The following is a 19,207-nucleotide window of genomic DNA, read 5'->3' on the forward strand; positions in this document are numbered from 1 at the left end:
CACTCACTGAGAGGTTGAGAAGATAAATTGCAGCAGCTCTGGCGACACCAGCTCGCTCATGGCAAACGGTGTGGCAATCGGAATAGCTGCGACGGTCCAGGTATTGGCCGCCACGTTAGCCAGTGGGCCGCGACCTCGGGCGGTATTCCCTTCACCATCATAAAAACCGGGCAGCTGACCGCCCACCAAATCATGGGTACCGGCGTAGCTTTCCACCAGATCGTCGAGGAAGGAGCCAGGCGAATAGGTCCACGAGTTCATCATCCCCACGCCGCCCTGGAACCCGCCGGTCGGGCCGTACAGCCCGCCAGATAACGTCCGGTCTTCCAGCAGGGCGCCGAATGTCTTATGACGTTCATCCCCTTTGTACTGAACCCTGCCTTTGTCGTCGAGAATAAGGGCGTGATTGTTATTCTCATCATTTACGCAGCGGACGTTGTTATCGCCGCAGATGAAGTCGAGGCCAACGCGGACGCCACCGAGCTTAACGCCGTCGTAAAGCCCGTCGCTTGGCCCGGAAACGTTGCTGATTTCATTGCCGTCTTTGTCGACAACCCCCGGGAAGAGCAGGGAGTTTTTCAGCGTCTCTTCACGCATTTTGGTCGCCGCCAGCGACAGGGTGCCTTGAGTAATCGCGGCATCCGGCGATCCGGCCACCACGCCGACCAGCGTTTGCAGGAAGCGGCGCTGATATTGCAGCTTGTAGATATCCTCTATCGCCGCGTCTTGCTTCGCTTTATCGCCGGTTTTGATGGCGTCCTGAAGATCTTTACGCGCAGCGGCCTGCTTGTCATCGAGATATTCGCCAATCTGGCGATTCGCATTCTCTTTGAAATCACGCGTCACGCTGACTTGCAGGTTCAGCTCTTTAAACACCTCGTCTCTGTCGAAGTTGTTCTTAATCGCCCCTGAGTTCGCCGCGGCGGTTTCGGTGGTGATATCCGTTTTCACACCATCGACAGCCTGCTGCTGCGCGTCCGGGTTGGTGATGGTGATATTACCGGTGTTAATCCCGCTGCGGGTAGTGCCGCTGTCGTTCCCGCTGTCGTGACCGATACCGAAGGTGACGTTTTTATCTTTTCCGGTGTCAGGGTTGTTGCTGACCGAGGCACCAATACCAAAGCCGTTGCCTTCGAATTCCGAGGTATTGTGAACGTCGCGCCAGCTCAGCGTGCCGGTGCTGAACTGGTTTTTCCCGGCAAGCTCGGCGCTTTCACTGGAGGTAATCAGCCCGCCTGTCAGGTCGGTAGTGCCTTTCACGTTGATGTTATAGCCATCGTTACCCGCGAAGACGCCGGACTGCTCCTGCACCGAGGCGTAGTTCGCATCCACTTTCGACTGGCCGTAGTTGCCCGATGCCGCAAAGCCGTAGCCCACGGTGACCTGGCCGCCCATGCTTTTCTGCTCGCCTTTGTAGGTCATGGTGTCCTGAAGGCTTTCGATGTACAGGTTATCGGCGGTAATATCCACGCCTTTGCCCAGCAACTGCCCGCCGCGCAGGGTGGTGTCGCCGCCGCTGATGATGTGGGTTTGCCCGTCCATATCACCCACGTGGCTGTTGCGCCAGGAGACTTCATCCCCGTTGCCGTAACCTGTGCCTTTGTTGGCGCCTGCGGTTACGCCAAAGGATGCGCCGCCCTGGCCGTAGCTCACCGCTATCCCGGCGTTCCAGCCGCTGGAGTTGTCGGTGCTGCGGTCGTGGCTCTCCTGCTGCGCCGCCAGAATATTGATGTCGTTATCAGCAAACAGCGTGGTGCCCTGTTTGCCGCTCACGTCCGAGCCGATGATATTGATGTCAGACTGCTCACCGCCGCCGGTGGCGACCACCACGGCCTGCTTCCCGGCATTCACTTTACTGGCCAGCGCCGTGGTGCTGTCGTTGGTCTGGGTGTGGGTCTGCTTGCTCTCGCCGTAGGTCAGCGAGACGCTGACGTTCTGCGCAGCCGCCTGTGCACCGTTCGCCATCACGCCCTGAGCGGCATTCATCATGGTGTTAGCCGCCCGCGCGCTATCCCACGCGGCGTTTGCGGCGGCCATCATGTTAATGCGATCGTCTTTGCTTTGCCCGACCTTCTCGGTCGACGCAATCACGCTCTGGAGCGCCTGCACCACGGGGACGTTCACCGCGAGGGTAAAGCCTTTCTGTTCAACGGTGCGTTTGTACTGTGAGGCATAGGTGTTTTGCGCCGCCTCGATGGTGACGTTTTTACCCTGGATCGCCACGTTGCCGTTTGGTGAGGCAACCGTGCTGCCGGTCTGGCGGTAGTTGTTACCCGCCAGCAGGACGGTATCGCCATTCAGACTGCCGATCGTCGAACCTTGTCCCGCCAGCGCCTGACTTGCCTGGTCGGTGGTTTCTTTGCGCGAGCCCACGGTAAAGCCAATGCCGCCGGAGGCCATCAGGCCGGATTTTTTCTCCTCTTTCAGATGGGTTTCGTTATTGCGCCCGCCCATGCTGGTAAGGGTTAAATCGTTGCCTGCCCGCAGCGCCACATCGCCCGAGCCAACCACGCTGCTGCCCGCCACGCTGAGATCGTTTCCGGCAGCGATGTTCACCGAGTCTGCGCTCAGTTCGCTGCCCTGAACGGTTTGTCGGTCTACCGTGTCGCGGGTTTTGGTGGTGGTTTTGGATAAGAAGCCGTTGCCGCCCACCACTTTATGTTTCTCATCAAGCTGGCTGTCGTTGAGCACGCCTTCGATATTCACGTCATGTTTCGCGGCAGCGGTCAGCGCACCGTCAGAGGTAATTTGCGCCCCGCGCACGTTGATGTCGTTATTGGCCGCCAGTGCGACGCCGCCCACGCCCTGTACGGTGCTGGCGTTGTGGTCTGTGCTGCTCTGTTTGAGGGTGTTATCCGCATCCCAGACCAGATTGTCGCTGCTGGCGGTAGTGACGGTGTTCAGGTTCAGGTCGCGCCCGGCCACCAGCTGTGCTTTGCCGTTTTCACCGCTGGCGATCACCTGCGCCCCGGTGAGCGTAATGTCGCGCCCGGATTGCAGCGCCAGCTTGCCGTCGTCGCCCTGCACGTAAATGCCGGAAACGCTGTCGATGGTGGTACGGGTAAAGCTGTTTTCGCCGTTAACGCTCTGCCCGCTGGTAGTGGTGGTCGTGACGTTAATATCGCGCCCGGCGTTAGCCAGCACGCTGTTGTCGCCGACAATCGCCGCGCCGATGTTGTTGATATCGGTACGTGCGTTGAGGTTCACGTCTGTGGCCTGAAGCGTGCCGGACTGGTTGGTGATGTTGTCCGCATCCAGTTGCAGCACCTTACGCCCGGCAATGGTTCCGCTGTTAAACAGATCGCCGTTGAGCTTCATCGACACGTTATTCCCGGCAATCAGCGCCCCGGAGCCGTCGATATCACCCTGTTTCACTTTGGCGTAAACCTGTGGCACCAGCACGGTCTGCATTGAGCCGTCCGGCATTTTGACCCGGGTATTGACCAGCCAGACGATATCGCCGGTCAGCAACGCCATTTGCTCTGGTGTGAGCGCCACACCCAGCTTCAGGGAATACTGCTTGCCGAAGGTGATACCTTTGTCCATCAGCGATTTGAACTGATCTTCGTCATTGGTGAAGCCATCCAGATAACGCTGCCCGGTAATGCCAACCACCTGTTCGCGCACCAGACGCTGCTCGTAATAACCATCACCCAGGCGCTTCAGAGTGTTATCGCCATCGTCGGTGAAGGCATTTTGCATGTAGTCACTGCCAAGCCACTGCCGCTCGTTGGTAAAGCGCGGATCGGTTTCCACCAGATACGGCACGTCGGCGTTCGGGTTGACCCTGAACAGGCTGTTGTCCGGCAGGGTGGTGTTCGGGCCGATAATGCGGATTGCACCGTCGGCTGGCGTCACCTCAAACTGCTGTCCGGCAGGCGGCGTGACCGGTTCGCCCGGCGAGACGGTCTGCTCAGGCGTGGCGTTGACGCCTGCCGCCTGACCAATCGCCACATTGGTTCCCTGCAACACCAGCGGGGTAATGCTGAGATTGCTGCCCTCTACGCTGCCGTTGCTCACAAGCTGGCCCGGTTTCAGGGAAATGCTCTGAATTGCCGTTGGCGGGGTGTACACGGTGCTGCTGCGCCCCTGTTCGTCATCGCCCTTGTGGCGAATACGGTAGTAGTGGGTCACGGTGCCGTTATCGGTGGTATAGCGCTCGCCGGTTACATCGTCGTTTTGCACGCTGCCCAACTGGTCAATCAGCAGTGTACCGCCTGCGACAACCTGACTTTTGTCGTTAAACAGGCGGTCGCCCGTCAGGGTCATATTGCCGCCCGCGAGGATCTTCGCCGGGTCGCTCTCTTTGATGCGTGTCTCTTCAACGGTACGGGTGTAGTCGTACTGGTTGAAGTTGTCGTTACCGTGGCCACTCTTTTCCGGGGTGTTGAGATTACGCAGGCCATCGGAAGAGTTACCGTCAACCCAGACGCCTTCATCGCCCGCTTTCCAGCGGCTGGTGGAGCCGGTGTGCTGGTATTCGGTCAGCTGTTCTTGTGAAACCAGCGCCACTTCAGTTGAGAAGTTATCGTTGATGTTATTGATCTGCGAGGCGGCGATGGCCATATCCCCCGCTGATTCAATGGTTGAGCTGTGGTTGTTGATGGCCTGAGTCTGGCCAACAGGCGTACCGTTCTCATCCAGCGCGCCGCCAATGTGCATTGACCCGGCACTGTAAATCAGCCCGTGGCCGCTGTTGTTCAGGGTCTGCACGCCCAGATCCACACGCTCGCGCCCGGCAAGCGTGGCCGCCGTGCCGTTTTCTGCCAGGTTGTTGAAGGTGATGGCGTTGACGCCTACCGTATCGCCATAAAGACGCCCGGTGCCAATGTTGGTCAGCGTGTCGGCGTTGATACGCGTGGCAATACCGTCGATCAGGCCATAGTTCAGCACCGCGCCGGAGGCATTCAGGGTGGTGCTTCCGGCATTAATTTCACCGCTGGCAACGTTGGTGAGACTGGCGCTTTGCACGTTCAGCGCGCTGCCTGCCATCAGCTTACCGCTGTTGGTGATATCCCCAGGCGTGGTGAAGGTGAGATTGCCGTTGGCAAGGGTGCTGCCGCTGAGGGCGACGCCGTTTGCGCTGCTCAGGGTCATATTCCCGAGCGATAACAGCTGGCCGCTGCCATCGAGGCTATCAGCCTGTACGTTGAGGTTTTCACCGGCTTTTAGCGTACCGCCGCCGTTGATGAGGTTCAGCCCGCTACCGCGGGTATCAAGCGTGCCCGCTGAAGAGAGGACACCGGCGGTGTTGTTCAGCACGCCGTTGTTGCGGATCGCCAGCGCGTTGTTCGCCAGAATGCTGCCGCTCTGGTTGTCGAGCGTCTCTGAATTGAGGGCAACATTTTGCCCCTCCAGCCCCTGATTTTCGCCCTGGGTGTTCTGATTGACGACGTTAAGCGCCGTGACCGTCAGCTGTTTACCACTGCGGATAAGCCCGGACGCGTTATCGACCAGGCCTCTGGCGCTGTCGAGCAACAGGTCGCCAACGGTCTGGATCTGCCCGCCGCCATTTTGCAGGCTGTCGGTGTGCAGTGCGGCATCCGACTTGCCAATAATGCGCCCGCCGCTGCGGTTATCTACGTTGTTTGCCGCGATATCGGCTGCACCCGTGGCGGCAAGTGTACCTGCCTGGTTGTTCAGGCCGCCTGCCGAGAGGTTCAGTGCATCCAGGCTGTTGAGCGTGCCTGCGCTGTTATCGAGCGCGCCAGTGGTCAGGTTAATGCCATTGCCCTGAAGCACGCCCGAAGTGTTAAGCAGCTGGCTCGCCGCGTTGAGCGACAGACCATCGGCTGCCGCCAGTTGCCCACTGGTGTTATTCAGCGTATCGCCTGTGAACGCGAGGCTGGCACCGGAGAAGGTGGTGCCGCTGGTGTTATCAAGCTCACCGCCTGCAAGCGTCATCGCGCCGACCGATTTCACGGCACCGCCGGTATTGTGCAGCGCGGCAAAGGTGGCGTTCAGGCTCTGGTTCGCGCCAATCTGGCCGCGGGTGTTATCCACATCTCCGCTGTTAAGCGCAAAATTACCGTCGCTGGCAAGGAAGCCATCCTGGTTATTGATAGCGCCGCTGTCAACATTGAGTGCGCCCTGAGAAAGCAGGGAGCCGGAGCGGTTATCAAGCGTGCCGCTGCCCAGCGTGAGGGTAGTGCCACTGGCGACAATCACCCCTTGCTGGTTGTTCACGTCACCCGCAGTGATGTGCTGGGTTTTTGCCGCTTCGATACGCCCTTTGGTGTTGTTTACGCTTTGCTGGCTGCGAATTTCGCCGTCGCCTGCGGCTGCGGAAATCAGCCCTTGCTCGTTATTCAGGCTGCCGGTATCAAGCCCGGTTTTCCCCGCCACGGCAACGATTTGGCCTTCGGTGTTGTTCAGCGCATCCGCGCGAAGCTGCACGCCATTCGCCGCGCCAATCTGCCCCTGCTGGTTATCAATATTGCCCGGCAGTGTCACCGCAAGTGCGCCGCTGCCGCTCTGGAGCAGCTTGCCTTTCTGGTTTGCCAGATCGTGAGCGCTGACGTTCACCGTCTCAGCGCTCAGCGTACCGCCGGTGTTATTGAGCGTTTTACCGGTACGGACCGTCAGCTCGCTGGCGCGGACGTTGGCGCTGGCGGTTGTTACATCCTGCGCGCCACCGTCAAGGGTGACACGTTTACCCTGAGTCTGACTGCCGCTCACATCCACGCCCTGACCGCTGGCGCTGAGGTTACCCCCGGCCAGCGTCTGGCCGTGGGCGCTGAGCTGCCCGCTGGTCGTCAGCTGTAAATCACCGGCATCCGCCAGCTTGCCGTCGGTGTTCACCCCGGCGGCCAGCACGCTCTCTTTGCTACTGGTCAGGCTTGCTGCATTAACCTGCACGTTGTTTGCCGCCGTCAGCACGCCGGTGTTGGATACCTCGCCAGCGGCGCGCAGGGCTGCGCTGTCGCTGGCGCGAAGGGTTCCGCTGTTTTCGATACGGCCATCGGCAGTGAGGGTTACGCTGCCAGCCTGCGCGCCAATGGCACCGGCATTGCGCACGCCCACGCCACGCTCGGTGCCGACCATACGAATTTTACCGGCGTACATGCCGCCAAGACTGGACACATCCACCGCCAGCTGAGGACGCGTGGCGTCATCATCGCTGCCTTTTTCGATTTTCTCATGGGCGGCATCGACCTTGTTGCGCCCGGTGGTGATTTTCAGATCTTTCGCCCACAGCCCGGCGTTGACCTTCACCGAGCGGGCGATGATATCGGTGTAATCTGCGCCGGAAGTATCCATCCCGTTACCATCCACCACGACTTCACCGCGCTCGACGTTAAAACCGGTGAGGTTGCCGTCTTTCATCTGCGCCTGGCCGGTGGTGAGCGTGGCGCGGTTGGCATTAATAAAACCGCAGCCGCTACAGGTGATGCCCGCCGGGTTGGCGATCACCACCTGCGCTTTTTTCCCTGCCACTTCAATCATGCCGTTGAGTTTACTGGGGTCGCGCGAGCTCACTTCGTTAAGAATGACTTTGGCTTCCCCTCTGGCAAGCCAGGGGTTACCCGCCACCATGCCGCCGAGGTTGGTCTGCACATTTTTGTGGGAGTTATTGAGTATCGCGCCGTTTTTATCCACGTCGAACTGGGTGTAGTTGTTGCGTGATACCCCGGCTTTGGACGGCGTCTGAATGTTCACTTGCGGTGTGCCGTTGGCGCTTTTGATGACCGTCGGCTGCTGGTTTTTCGGTGCGCCATTGTTAGCGACAATGGCCGCGTCGGCGCTGTGTATGGCTCCCATTGCCATCCACAGGCTAAAGCTCAGGGCGCTCACCTTGCCGACAAGACGACTATGGGTGTGACCGATGCCGGAAGAGCGGGACGAACCGGCGCGGCCCGAGCGGGCGATATCCGCCACGACCATCAACATGCCGCGCGCTTTGTTAAAGACAATCCGGTACAGGTTCTTATTCATGGTTCGTTCCTTTCAGCGCTTCCGGCAGATTAACGGTGAGCGGGTGTTTCAGTTGCCATTCGCGTGCGGTGGTACGGCTGATGTGTCCGCCGTGGAACATCACGACACGTTTGCCGCGCTCTGCGCCACGGTGATAGAGCGCGCGCCAGCAGTGGTCAGGGAAGATGTCGTTGCAGATCAGTTTTTTGATGGCGCGGGTGTGGCCAAAGGGGGCTATCCAGTCGCAAAACCACATCCTGTCCCCACTGTCCCAGTCCTCTTCTTTCATCTCAATCGACGGGCGGGTGAGGTAGCGCGCTTCAGATTCTTCGTTAAGCCAGGCCCAGCTCAGGAAAAACACCGGGCGTTCGTTTTCGCTGATCAGAACGTACTGGCGGCGTTTGATAATGGGCAGCAGTAGCGTTGGCAACGCGTGCAGGGGTGCATCCCGGTGCATGGGCGAGTGCATCCACAGCCAGACGGTGGCACCCAGCACTTCCGCTTCGCTCTCTTCGCCGCCGAGGATCAGCGGGGCTTTGATATCCAGATTTCCGATGCGCATCACCAGCTCCAGTTGAGGTTAAAACCGAGGGTAAGGTTGCTGGTGGTGAACCCATCCGGCTTCGAGAACGGCGTGCCGGCAAACAGGTCATACCCGGTGTTGAAGGCGCTGCCGCGCAGCCCCACCACGCCGCCCGCCAGATGTTTGCCTATCAGGTAGTCCGAGCTGTAACCACCCACTTCACCGTAATCCGCGCCGAGATAAAGCTCCTGGTTTGGCAGCGGTGTGCTCCAGGCCAGGTCGTTACGCACGTACCAGCCGTGGCTGGCATTCAGGGTGCGTTCCCCGTCAAAGCCGCGCACCGTCCAGCGGTTACCGATGGCAAACTGATCCTGCGGCGTCAGCGGCGTGTTGCTGATTTGGCGCTGGTACTGCACGTTGTAGCGGAAGTTCTGTGAGCCAATTTCAAACGGCAGATCGAGCTGGGCGCTCAACTGGGTAATTTTGCTCAGGGCGGTGGCATCGCCGGTAAATTCTTCCGGGGCAGGCTGGGCGCCAAACCAGCGCGTACCACGCTGGTAGCTGATGCCCGCGTCCAGCGTGGCCTGGCCGATGTAGTGGCGATGTTCCAGCCCCACGCGCCAGCCCGCCGTTTGACGTCGCTGCACGCCCACTTCGGTGTCGTCGATGTAGTTGCGTGTTTCGCGCGCCAGCACGTCGTACGTGAAGGTGGTTTTTTGCGAGCCGCTGCGATGCAGAACGCGGCTTAGCTGCACGTCGAGGTTTTTGCTTTTGCCGCTGTAGCGGTAATCCCCGTTCAGCCCGGCGATGGTCTGGTGGTAGTCGTAGTCACTGCCGGTAACCCCCAGCATCCAGTAGCCAAACGGCACCGAGTAGTGCGCGGTGTAGTTTTTGCTGCCCTTGCCGCTTTTGTCGTTAAGGTCGTGGCTGGCGGAGACATACAGCAGATCGCTCAGGGAGAAGGGGTTATCCAGGGACAAGGTTACACCGCCCTGGTAGCGCCCGGTGGTTTCGGTTCCTGCGTCGTCCAGCGACAGCCCAAGACGCCACATCTTGCTCTGCTTACGGGTGATCACCACATCGCTCTCGCCGGGTTTTTCACCGGGCAGGATCTCCATGCTGGCTTCCACGGTGGGCAAGCGCTGTAAATTCTCCAGCCCCTGCTCAATGTCTCGCAGATCCAGCAGATTTCCCTCGTGAGCAGGGAAGGCGCTGTAAAGCTGGATGTAATCGTCGCTCTCTTTGGTGAGCGTCACGTGGCGAACATAGCCCGGGACAATCGCCAGCTTCAGTGTGCCGCTTTTTAAATCCTGAGAGGGTGCGAGAACGCGGGTGGTTATCCAGCCGTGATCGACAATGCGGTTTTGCATCGTACTCATCAGCAGGTTAATGCCTTTGCCGCCAAGACAACGGCCCTGAGCCTGATCGGCAAGGCGCTGCAACGGCAGCCAGTGGGGAAGGGCATCCTGGCCGCTCAGCTCTACGCGCTGAATAGGGAAGCAGGGCGTTTCGGTGGGGAAATCAATCCTGCCAAAGCTTGATGATGGCTCCGAAAGACGCACATCCGGGACGGGCGGCGTCAGTTGCTGCTCAAGTGCTTTCTGACGTTGCTGCTGAATAATAAACTGGTTATTCGGCTCAGCAGCATGGGCAGAGAGCATTAAAGTCAGGCCAGTGGCTGTGGATATTATTATCGCTATATTTTGTCGGGCTATCATCAAACGTTCCGCGCAATGTAAGGAAAATGGATGCAATGTGAATTTGTGTAAGATTGTTTAAATAATGGCGAGGTAATTAAAGGGGGATTAATCCTAAAGCTCGGAAGATTCCGAGCCTGAATATCCTTAAATCTGGTAGGTCAGGTGAAATTGAGGAATATATTTGCGTTTGGCGCAGTGAGAAAAAATATATCCTTGCCCGATACGTGGTGTTATTTATTCACCAAATTCCCTGAGCGCGAATGGCGTGGTTGCGCCTGGTGGTTAATGTGGGTAATTTTCATTGTTCTGGTTTGTTGTGCTGTCTCGTGGCGGGTGTTGACGCACTTGCAGGCAGAACATTCCTGCGGTCAGCGTTGAAAAGGGTTATCAAAGCGATCTGCATATGATACTAAGATTGAGCACATCATAAAAAATAAGGTTACAAGAGAATGTCTGTTAATAAACTCGCCAGCAGTGCACAAGGCCTGCAATCATCTGCCATCCGTGAATTATTAAAACATAGCAAAATGGCGGGAGTAATTTCGCTGGGCGGTGGTATTCCTAATCCGGCGCTTTTCGATCACGAAGGCCTTAAAATTGCCGCAGATGCCGTTTTATCACAGCATTTTGGTGAGGCCTTTCAGTATGGTCTGACAGAGGGTGTTCCGGGCCTGCGCGAGGCAGTTCAACAGATTTGTATTGGCCGTGGAATTACCTGTAAAGCTGATGATGTGGTTATTACGTCCGGTTCGCAACAATCCCTTGATGTGCTGGCCCGCGCATTAATTAACCCAGGCGATATCGTCGTGGTGGAACGTCCTACTTATCTGGCTGCTTTGCAGGTATTTGGACTGGCGCAGGCGCAATTTGAATCGGTGGGCACTGACGGCGACGGCATGATTGTTGATGAGCTTGAAGCGCTGGTCGCTAAAAAGACCATCAAAGCGGTTTATATTGTCCCGACCTTTGGTAATCCTGGCGGCGTAACGCTGTCTGAAGCTCGTCGTAAACAGCTGGTGGAATTATCTCTGCGTTATGACTTCGTGATTATTGAAGATGACCCGTACAGCGAAATTAATTACACCGACGAAGTCTTCCGCCCGCTGATTGCTCATGCCAAAGATATTGGCAATGAAGAGAACGTGGTTTATACCTCCACCTTCTCTAAAATTCTCGCCCCGGGAACCCGTGTGGGCTGGGTGCTGGTGCCAGAGTGGCTGAAACGCGCGGTGGTGAATCTGAAACAGACTACCGATTTGCACACCAGTACCCTGTCGCAGCTGATGACCTATGAATATCTGAAGACTGGCCGTCTGGCGGATCAAATTAAAATGATCCGTGAAGCCTATCGCCAGAAATATCAGACCTTCGCCAGCGAGCTGGAAGCGGAGCTGGGTGATGTGATGTCATTCCATAAGCCAAAAGGCGGCATGTTCCTGTGGGCGAAAATGAATAACGGCATTAATACGACCCGCTGGCTGGAAAAAACGCTCAGTAACGGCGTAGTATTTGTACCGGGTGAGTTTTTCTATTGCAACGAGCCGGATCATACGACGCTGCGAATGTCGTTCGTTACGCCAACGGATGAGCAGTTGAAAGAGGCCGTACGCCGCCTGAAAATATCACTGTAATTTTCCCTGCCCATTGTGGCGTTTGCGCCGCAATGGGCAATACTGATCCGGGTCTTAACGTTTTGTTATTCCGCCACGGTGAGCAACATGTCTGAATTGATTATCGGTATCCTGACCCATACACCCGTCTGGGTGTGGGTGCTGTTTATTTTTCTGATATCTCGCGGGATTAAAGCCCGTAAACCCGCCATTGTGACGCTCGAAAAACTCGCCATTATTCCTGCCATTTTTCTGGTCTGGGATATTTACGACCTGGTGATTTACCGTCAGCTTACTCTTACCACCGTTGCTCTGTGGATTGCAGGAATAGTGGCGGGCGCAGCGCTCGGCTTCATGCTGATAAAGTCGGCTGCCATTACGCGCGCTGCCGCACCGCGCAGTATTTCCCGACAGGCGGATTATTCGGCACTACCGTTTATGATGCTGGCGTTTCTGGTGAAATATGTGCTGGGTGTGATGAGCGCCATTTCGCCGCAAACACTGCAACAGCCTGCCATGAGCGCATTCGCCATTGTCTCTGGTGGGGTGTTTGCGGGGGTGTTTATCGGCAAATTTATCCGGTACACGAGCGTTTTTCTCGCCCGCGTACCCGCGTGAGGATTACAGCAACCCTTTCTGTGCAAAGGTGATGCGCGTGGCTTCGTTCAGATCCAGGGTTTTAAGCGACTCTGGCTGTACCCAGGCTATCTCCTGAAACTCTTCGTTAAACGTCACCTCACGGTTGGCGCTGAAGCAGTCGAAGATCAGGTAAATCATGTAAATCTCTTCCGTGGTGCCATCGGCGTAGGTTTTCACACGGATATCATCGCGAAAGGCCCAGGGTTTCACGTCGGTTATCTCCAGCGCTTCGCCCAGCTCTTCGCGAATTTCACGGCGCAGCGCCTGCTCCATGGTTTCTCCTGGCTCCATCCCGCCACCGGAAAGCGCCCACTGGCCGGGGAATACCCCACGGTCATCGGCCATTTTGCACAGCAGATAAGCCCCGTTGTTCTGAATAATCGGACAGACAATCGTACGTTGACGCATGGTTTCTTCCTGAAAAATGAGAGTGGTTTATGGTAGCAGGTACGTGGTGCCAGGTGTGTTACTGGTGGCTGATTTTCACCGTGGGTTATCAGGATTTTGTTGTAGGTTCAGCCAGAATTCGACACTGGTGTCGAATGTCTTTGCGAGACGGGAAGCCATATCTGCGGTAAGAATGATTTTATTGTTGATCAGCGCGCTGGCTGTATTGGGGTCTACGTTCAGCATATCGGCCAGATCGGAGATTTCCATATTAAGCGGTTTAAGATACTCGTATAGCAACACATCGCCTGGTCCGGTGGGTATACGTAGGTCTTTATGGTTATTCATGATTAATACCTTGTTTATGTGTGTGGTCTGACGCACGCATCCTGTGGGAGAGGGAATGCGATCACGGACTGTCCCCTCTCCTTTTGGGAGAGGGTTAGGGTGAGGGGGAACATACGGCTGTGGTGGTCATTCCGTTCACTTTATGTTCCTTGCTACTCTGTTACTACATTACCGGTGAACGTGCCAGGGTGTCTCACCGCCACCACCCTGGCAACCCGGGCTCCCGGCAAGAAAATCGTCGCTACGCGAATTGTTCGCCCCATCCCTGGGGCTCACCCCTTCGGGGCCAGCGCAGGCGCTGTCCAAATTAAGTAGACCACTTCAGCTTATTCCTTTCGGCTTTCGGGTCGGGCGCGATGCAGCGTCCATGCAAGTCGCGCCCTCTCGGCGCATCCATGCGCCTCGCCCCGGCCTACAGGAAACGCTTCGGCGATTTTCAGCCGGACCATGGAGTCGCTGTAAGCATTTTATTTTAATGAAGTTATTTAATCGCTTATCGAGTAGGCCGGGTAAGGCGTAGCCGCCACCCGGCTTTTACATTTAACCCAGTAACGCGACGCCAGCCTCTGTTCTCAGCCAGCGCGGAGCTTTTAACAGGTCGGCAAAATAACGGGTCAGTTCAAACAGTAAATCACCCATCACGCGGGCTGACTCAGGGGCAAGTGCACCACTGATAAGTAACTGCGTGATCTCCTCGCAGTAACGGTTGAGCTGATCGGATTCTGTGGTAAATGCGGGGGCATGATCGGGAAAAACATCCACGGTAAGACGCTCCTGTAAATATTCAGGAACCGGCTCCAGCAGCATGGGGCGGAGCAGGGCGAGGCTGGTGGCAAGACGGCCACAAAGAGCCATTTTTCTTGCGGGATCGGTTTCTTCTACCAGAGCCTCACAAAAACGTTCGCAGTTGTCGGCAAGGTCGATGAAGTCGGTGTTGTGATCGAATGGGGTAGTGAAAAGTGCGTTGCTGGTATTCATATTCTTCTCCAATCAGTTGATAAACCGACCAGGGAAATGCCAATTTCCCTGGTGGCAGGTCTGAACGGAGTTGGCATTACCGGCTTGGAGTGTACCGGCGCGTCTTGCGACGCCCCCGTCCAGCCCACCATTGAGATGTAGCCAGACGCGCGGCGCAACAAGAACTTACGCCGTCTCCAATAATAACCAGGATGCCAATCCCGACGCCAGATTTTGCTGGTGTGGAAGAAACATACGCTCGAATAACCTTATGAAAAAGAGGGTGAGAAAGGAGAAGTTGAAACCTGCGAGACGGCTTCAGGAAAGATGTATGGCGTTGCAATTATTTGCGGTCTGTTGCCCTTTCCTCTTCAGGAAGTGGGTTGGGGGGGGGGGACATACGGCTGTGGTGGTTATTCCGTTCACTTTATGTTCCTTGCTACTTTGTTACTACATTACCGGTGAACGTGCCAGGGTGGCTCACCGCCACCACCCTGGCGACCCGGGCTCCCGGCAAGAAAATCGCCGCTTCGCGGATTGTTCGACCCATCCCTGGGGCTCACCCCTTCGGGGCCAGCGCAAGCGCTGTCCAAATTAAGTAGACCACTTCAGCTTATTCCTTTCGGCTTTCGGGTCGGGCGCGATGCAGCGTCCATGCAAGTCGCGCCCTCTCGGCGCATCCATGCGCCTCGCCCCGGCCTACAGGAAATGACAGGGCTACGGTAGAGCAGTTCACTCAAAGCTCGCCAGAAGACGCTACGTTTGGCCTGGGCTGGCGTGTAAATGGTAATGCTTCGATGACACCAACTTTCGGTGTGCTGGCAAGTTCTCTGACATATGGCCACACCGGATGGACAGGTACTCTGACGGCCATCGACCCGGCTAACAATATGGCTATCGTTATCCTCGGTAACAGGCCGCATTCGCCAGTGGCGAATCCTTCCGTGAATCCTAATGTGTTTGTCAGTGGTTTATTGCCAGCGGCAACATACGGATGGATTGTTGATCAGATATATGGTGCACTTAAATAAAATTTAAATCCTAAAAAAAGGACTCCAATGGAGTCCTTTTTTATTATTATAAAAAGGAACTCTAAAGAGTTCCTTTATTTTAGATGAATTTTTGCAAATAAACCAAAAAAATAAAAATTAATACAGAAACAACCCATAGTGCTGCTTCTATTCTGAATCCTAAAGTCAAGTTAGAAGGCAAGCTCCTTATGAAATGATAAGCTTCAATGCTCATATCATGGTTTGTAACTCGATTATATGGAAATATAAGACTTCCCATTATAAAACCAATTTTTGCACCATAGCTAGATGGTGTTGCTATTAAACTAGCATGTTTAGCCATACCAGCACTTAATGGTAATCGACCAAATTTCTTTTCATATAAAACAACTATTTCTTTATAGGCATCTTTGTTAAATACATATGATACAAAAAGTAATAATAAAAAAATCAAAAAAAGCATAATCCCAAATATGCCTGTTAATGTTTCTTTGTTTTCATTTAAAAAACTTATCATATATTAATATTCCTGCTTCTTCATTATATGAATCAGGGGTGCTAAAAATTTCTTTTGAATTATTTATTCCATAATTAATTAAATTTCCTACTGCTTCTCCCACTGACTCGCCAATTTTTTCAGCTTCTTTCTCAGCCATTATACCAGTGCCAATTCCTGTCACCAGACATAATCCTGAACCAATGGCTCCAACTTCTGCTGTGATGAAACCCAAAGCCCACATACAGGTGCTTCTTGTTAATGTACCTGCTATTTTACCCGCTACAATACCAGATGTCTGCTTCAAACCAAATTTGCTATATTCATTGATTGTTGCTTTCCGGCATTCACTTTCTCTGCCAGTTACACAAGCTTCATAGACATTTGAAGTGTAACCTGCAAAATCGAATCCTATACCTACGAATCCTACTGTTTTCATAAGCTTCATAAGCTTAGCTGATTTTTCTATATATGAAGCATATCCTTCTATATTATTCACACCAGTTCTATCCCAACGTTGCATAATGGAACTCGTAGATAAACCTAAAGATCTTTTAATACTTTGATACTCATCTAAATTTAGTTGAGATTTTGAAAACTTTGTTAAAATTAGATCAAGTTGTTTGAATAGTCTTGCGCGTTGACCAAAAAATTCTTGACCTGAAATAATGCCGTTGTTGCGGGTGTAAGTATTTTTATATAAATATTCAATATCAATCAAAATCTTATTTATTTCTTCATAATAGCTATTTCCTATTTCACTGATAAAACCTAATGCATCGCCAGCTTTTCCTAAATGGCTTCCAAAAAGCTGATATGAAAATGCACCTACTGCCCCTCTGTTATCATGCAGTAATTTGGCCTCCTGAACTGTCAGTGGTTCCAATGCTGTATCAATTCTGTCTCTGGCTCGCTGTAGTGCCTCAACCTGTTCTGGTTCCTGCTTTTCAGGATCGACCACGATTAATATTGAGCCAGGCTTTTTCTTCATTTCTGGATTCAGTTGATAATACAGTTCTTTGGTTCCGGCTGGCGGCGTAGTGAAAAGATAAGGCTCATATGATGAAGGTGTTGCACCATAGGGCAGGACACAAAATCCTGCATCTACAGGTTCCCGTTCTTTCTTTGGCTCTGTAGGCGCTTCAGCAGGTTTTACAGTTGGTGCTACAGGCTTTGGTGCTGGTGATGATTTTGGTAATGGTTGCGAGTGCAACGGTAAAGTGGACAGGGTAGTTTTCACAGTGCTTTTGACAGCTTCAGATTCATATCCGTAAATGCAATCAGTAAAAGAATTTATAAAATAGCATTTGCAGGCACACGTTCCCCTGCTATGTGCAGTCCCGGCTGCCTGAACGCCATGTATAGAATAATTGGGGATACCTCCTGCTATACGATATGTTTTTTTATCAGCACCGCAAATATACTTATCACCCATCCGTGCTGTAGCCTGACCATGTATCGAATGAGAATCACATCCTTCTATAATACTGCCACCACAAGTAGTTTTATCACCACGCACTAAAAAATATCCAGTACCCATTACGACCTCATTTAATCAAAGTTAGATTATCCGGATTATTAAAAATCCAGTTGTTTTTCCAGGTAACAATATATTTACAGTCTTCTATACTGTTAGATTCAGTTAAATTTATATGATTGTATGCGAGTAAGGTTTGCGCCATAATTTCATTATCAGAACCTGTCATAAATCCGGTATACTCTTTAAAATCTGAAAATCTTCCTCTCCAGTATTTTTCAAAGCGCTCAACAACGCTCGAAGGTATTCTTAATATTGCATGACCTTCTTTATTTGCTACAGCATTGGAATTATAGGTTACAGGAATCGTAACCTGTACCAGATGATAACCTGAATACATTAATTGATTATCTTTATTTGCCCAAAAACCTGCACTAAGTAATAAATTATAATCATCAGTGTTTTTAACACTCTGATTATGTATTATCATTTCTTTAATATTTAATTCATTCAAAGAATAAACCGCCCATTTTTGCCGGAAATTTTTCTCCAGATGAATGCTGTATATTGCTGCTTCTATTCTCGAAAAAAATACCATGATCCCTTCTAATCCTTCACGGTATTTCCTCCAGAGTGGCTCTAACATTTTTTCTTCTTTGTTTGTATTGCTGTTATATAAATCAACAACACGGACAAGAACCCATAATTCATGCTGACATATATACTGATTGATGTTTTTTTCTTCCTGAAAAAAATACATGCGTCATTCACCTCCTTTTATTAAAGGCTGAACATCACACGTTTTTATAATTAGATAATGAGGTCATGATCACACTAGTAATAAAAAAGCCTGAATTTTTTTCTTTAAAATTCAGGCTGTAAATTGATATTCAATTAATAATCATCGCGCGAATAATTTAGAGGGTTTTTTGGTTCTCAACTATCATTTCAATTCCTTTAAGTCCGTCGACGGAAAGCAGTAAGTTTAAAGCCTTTCCCCATTTTTCAGTTGTTTCACGTTTTTCAATGAAATAATCATATTTATCATAGTGCTTTTTACTGATTGTCTTGTTTACATGTTGGTTTACAATATCACGTTCGTTTTCAGAAAATGCAGCATATCCGCCAAAGTTTTAAATGTACGGCGTATATCCCTCATCGTAAATGACTTATCAAAATGTTTGCGGGTGATCTGTACAGAGGTGATCTCGTTAGCTGATTCATCACCTGTAAAAAGCTCCAGCTTGATTAGCTGTTCCAGGTGTGCGCCGTATTGACCGATTGTACTGCGATGGCCAGAGAGCGATTTAAACGCCTGAAATGCTCCAAACAGCTCGCGCAGTGTTCCGGTGCGCATTTTTTTACCCATCGCATCGGAACGTGCCTGGTGCGCCATACCTGCCAGTTCAGCATAACGTTGCGTTGCCTGTTCGAGCGTGAAGTGAGGCCAGTCTCCCAGCGTTTTAAACTGGCGCTTTCTCCCGACCTGGAAACGATAGACGAAAGACTTACGTCCTGAAGGGAAAATTTTGATACCTAAACGTCCGGTGCCTCTTGTACCATCATCCCGGAAAACATAGTAAGCAGATTCTTTTGTGCGTAGTCCGCCGATCACACTATCATTTAACCGCATTGTTGCTATCTCCTTTTGCATAAGCGGTGCATACAATTTGCATAACAGCGGGTGTCGTTGTGGGTGCTATTACGTTGAAACCGTATGCATTCACTTGAGATTGCACAACTATTAAATTGGCTTGTTAATCAGTTGGTTATAACAAGTTTGTGATTGGGTTATAGTCAATGATTTTGAATGTTCCTCTCCCACAGGGCTGAGAGTTCCCCAGTAATTTTTGTCTTTAATTCAGCGATGATATTACGCCATTGAATTAAGGGACTTACAGCGGTGTCATGGTCCGGCTGAAAATCGCCGAAGCGTTTACGGAAGGCCGGGGCGACGCGCATGGATGCGCGGCGAGGGCGGCTTTACAGGGACGTTTCATCCGCCCGTCCCCGATTAGCCTGGAGCAAACGCTGAGGGCATCGCGAAGCGACGGTTTTCTTGCCGGGAGCCCGGGTCGCCAGGGTGGTGGCGGTGAGCCACCCTGGCACGTTCACCGGTAATGTGGTGACAGAGTAGCAAGGAACA

Annotated in this window: 13 protein-coding genes and 1 pseudogene; 4 read left to right on the top strand and 10 right to left on the bottom strand. The window is 52.9% G+C overall.

All coding sequences use genetic code 11. The features are described 5' to 3' along the window. Window positions 1–3: 3 nt before the first annotated feature. Genes ACS603_RS07995 through ACS603_RS08005 form a run of 3 tightly spaced genes read right to left on the bottom strand, consistent with a single transcriptional unit; the run spans window position 4 to window position 10,098 of the window. On the bottom strand, window positions 4–7,935 hold the full coding sequence (locus ACS603_RS07995; RefSeq protein WP_474944070.1) for a two-partner secretion domain-containing protein: 7,932 nt from the start codon (window positions 7,933–7,935) through the stop codon (window positions 4–6). Further along, window positions 7,928–8,476, bottom strand: a complete 549-nt coding sequence (locus tag ACS603_RS08000; protein WP_182062163.1) for a toxin-activating lysine-acyltransferase — start codon at window positions 8,474–8,476, stop codon at window positions 7,928–7,930. The genes ACS603_RS07995 and ACS603_RS08000 overlap by 8 nt, the downstream gene beginning before the upstream one ends. Further along, the gene (locus tag ACS603_RS08005; protein WP_182062162.1) at window positions 8,476–10,098 is read right to left on the bottom strand and encodes a ShlB/FhaC/HecB family hemolysin secretion/activation protein; all 1,623 of its coding nucleotides are present in this window, start codon (window positions 10,096–10,098) and stop codon (window positions 8,476–8,478) included. Before ACS603_RS08005 ends, ACS603_RS08000 begins: the two co-directional genes overlap by 1 nt. Before the next feature lie 488 nt (window positions 10,099–10,586). Between ACS603_RS08005 and ACS603_RS08010 the strand changes: the two genes are divergently transcribed. Then, entirely contained in the window at window positions 10,587–11,768 is a 1,182-nt protein-coding gene (locus ACS603_RS08010; protein ID WP_182062161.1) for an aminotransferase-like domain-containing protein, read from the top strand. Window positions 11,769–11,855: 87 nt separating this feature from the next. After that, complete coding sequence (locus tag ACS603_RS08015; protein WP_182062160.1) at window positions 11,856–12,365, top strand: DUF6622 family protein; 510 nt, start codon at window positions 11,856–11,858, stop codon at window positions 12,363–12,365. A gap of 3 nt (window positions 12,366–12,368) precedes the next feature. Here ACS603_RS08015 and nudI read toward each other — a convergent pair whose 3' ends face one another. The 3 genes from nudI to ACS603_RS08030 form a co-directional block, all read right to left on the bottom strand. Further along, the gene (gene nudI / locus ACS603_RS08020) at window positions 12,369–12,794 is read right to left on the bottom strand and encodes a nucleoside triphosphatase NudI (protein WP_474944071.1); all 426 of its coding nucleotides are present in this window, start codon (window positions 12,792–12,794) and stop codon (window positions 12,369–12,371) included. A gap of 75 nt (window positions 12,795–12,869) precedes the next feature. Beyond that, window positions 12,870–13,121: a HigA family addiction module antitoxin gene (locus tag ACS603_RS08025; RefSeq protein ID WP_182062158.1), complete on the bottom strand. Its 252-nt coding sequence runs from the start codon at window positions 13,119–13,121 to the stop codon at window positions 12,870–12,872. Window positions 13,122–13,661: 540 nt separating this feature from the next. Further along, window positions 13,662–14,099: a hypothetical protein gene (locus ACS603_RS08030; RefSeq protein ID WP_474944072.1), complete on the bottom strand. Its 438-nt coding sequence runs from the start codon at window positions 14,097–14,099 to the stop codon at window positions 13,662–13,664. Window positions 14,100–14,788: 689 nt separating this feature from the next. Here ACS603_RS08030 and ACS603_RS08035 point away from each other — a divergent pair. After that, window positions 14,789–15,109 (top strand): annotated as a pseudogene (locus tag ACS603_RS08035) (serine hydrolase); the annotation flags it as partial. 79 nt (window positions 15,110–15,188) lie between these two features. Here ACS603_RS08035 and ACS603_RS08040 read toward each other — a convergent pair. From ACS603_RS08040 to ACS603_RS08055, 4 genes are all read right to left on the bottom strand, one after another. Next, window positions 15,189–15,605 (bottom strand): hypothetical protein, encoded by a 417-nt coding sequence (locus ACS603_RS08040; protein WP_474944073.1) that lies wholly within the window; start codon window positions 15,603–15,605, stop codon window positions 15,189–15,191. Continuing rightward, entirely contained in the window at window positions 15,586–17,124 is a 1,539-nt protein-coding gene (locus ACS603_RS08045; protein WP_474944074.1) for a PAAR domain-containing protein, read from the bottom strand. The genes ACS603_RS08040 and ACS603_RS08045 overlap by 20 nt, the downstream gene beginning before the upstream one ends. Before the next feature lie 7 nt (window positions 17,125–17,131). Further along, entirely contained in the window at window positions 17,132–17,821 is a 690-nt protein-coding gene (locus ACS603_RS08050; protein WP_474944075.1) for a hypothetical protein, read from the bottom strand. A gap of 324 nt (window positions 17,822–18,145) precedes the next feature. Further along, complete coding sequence (locus ACS603_RS08055; RefSeq protein WP_474944076.1) at window positions 18,146–18,694, bottom strand: Arm DNA-binding domain-containing protein; 549 nt, start codon at window positions 18,692–18,694, stop codon at window positions 18,146–18,148. 275 nt (window positions 18,695–18,969) lie between these two features. Between ACS603_RS08055 and ACS603_RS08060 the strand changes: the two genes are divergently transcribed. Next, window positions 18,970–19,182 carry a hypothetical protein gene (locus tag ACS603_RS08060; RefSeq protein WP_474944077.1) on the top strand — a complete coding sequence of 71 codons (213 nt, stop codon included), beginning with the start codon at window positions 18,970–18,972 and terminating at the stop codon, window positions 19,180–19,182. Window positions 19,183–19,207: the final 25 nt, after the last annotated feature.

The organism is Enterobacter sp. Li2LvB3, from assembly GCF_056156645.1.

Coding starts and splice junctions, on each gene's coding strand:
- ACS603_RS07995 (WP_474944070.1), bottom strand. CDS start 7,935: ATGAATAAGAACCTGTACCGGATTGTCTTTAACAAAGCGCGCGGCATG.
- ACS603_RS08000 (WP_182062163.1), bottom strand. CDS start 8,476: ATGCGCATCGGAAATCTGGATATCAAAGCCCCGCTGATCCTCGGCGGC.
- ACS603_RS08005 (WP_182062162.1), bottom strand. CDS start 10,098: ATGCTCTCTGCCCATGCTGCTGAGCCGAATAACCAGTTTATTATTCAG.
- ACS603_RS08010 (WP_182062161.1), top strand. CDS start 10,587: ATGTCTGTTAATAAACTCGCCAGCAGTGCACAAGGCCTGCAATCATCT.
- ACS603_RS08015 (WP_182062160.1), top strand. CDS start 11,856: ATGTCTGAATTGATTATCGGTATCCTGACCCATACACCCGTCTGGGTG.
- nudI (WP_474944071.1), bottom strand. CDS start 12,794: ATGCGTCAACGTACGATTGTCTGTCCGATTATTCAGAACAACGGGGCT.
- ACS603_RS08025 (WP_182062158.1), bottom strand. CDS start 13,121: ATGAATAACCATAAAGACCTACGTATACCCACCGGACCAGGCGATGTG.
- ACS603_RS08030 (WP_474944072.1), bottom strand. CDS start 14,099: ATGAATACCAGCAACGCACTTTTCACTACCCCATTCGATCACAACACC.
- ACS603_RS08040 (WP_474944073.1), bottom strand. CDS start 15,605: ATGATAAGTTTTTTAAATGAAAACAAAGAAACATTAACAGGCATATTT.
- ACS603_RS08045 (WP_474944074.1), bottom strand. CDS start 17,124: ATGGGTACTGGATATTTTTTAGTGCGTGGTGATAAAACTACTTGTGGT.
- ACS603_RS08050 (WP_474944075.1), bottom strand. CDS start 17,821: ATGTATTTTTTTCAGGAAGAAAAAAACATCAATCAGTATATATGTCAG.
- ACS603_RS08055 (WP_474944076.1), bottom strand. CDS start 18,694: ATGCGGTTAAATGATAGTGTGATCGGCGGACTACGCACAAAAGAATCT.
- ACS603_RS08060 (WP_474944077.1), top strand. CDS start 18,970: ATGGTCCGGCTGAAAATCGCCGAAGCGTTTACGGAAGGCCGGGGCGAC.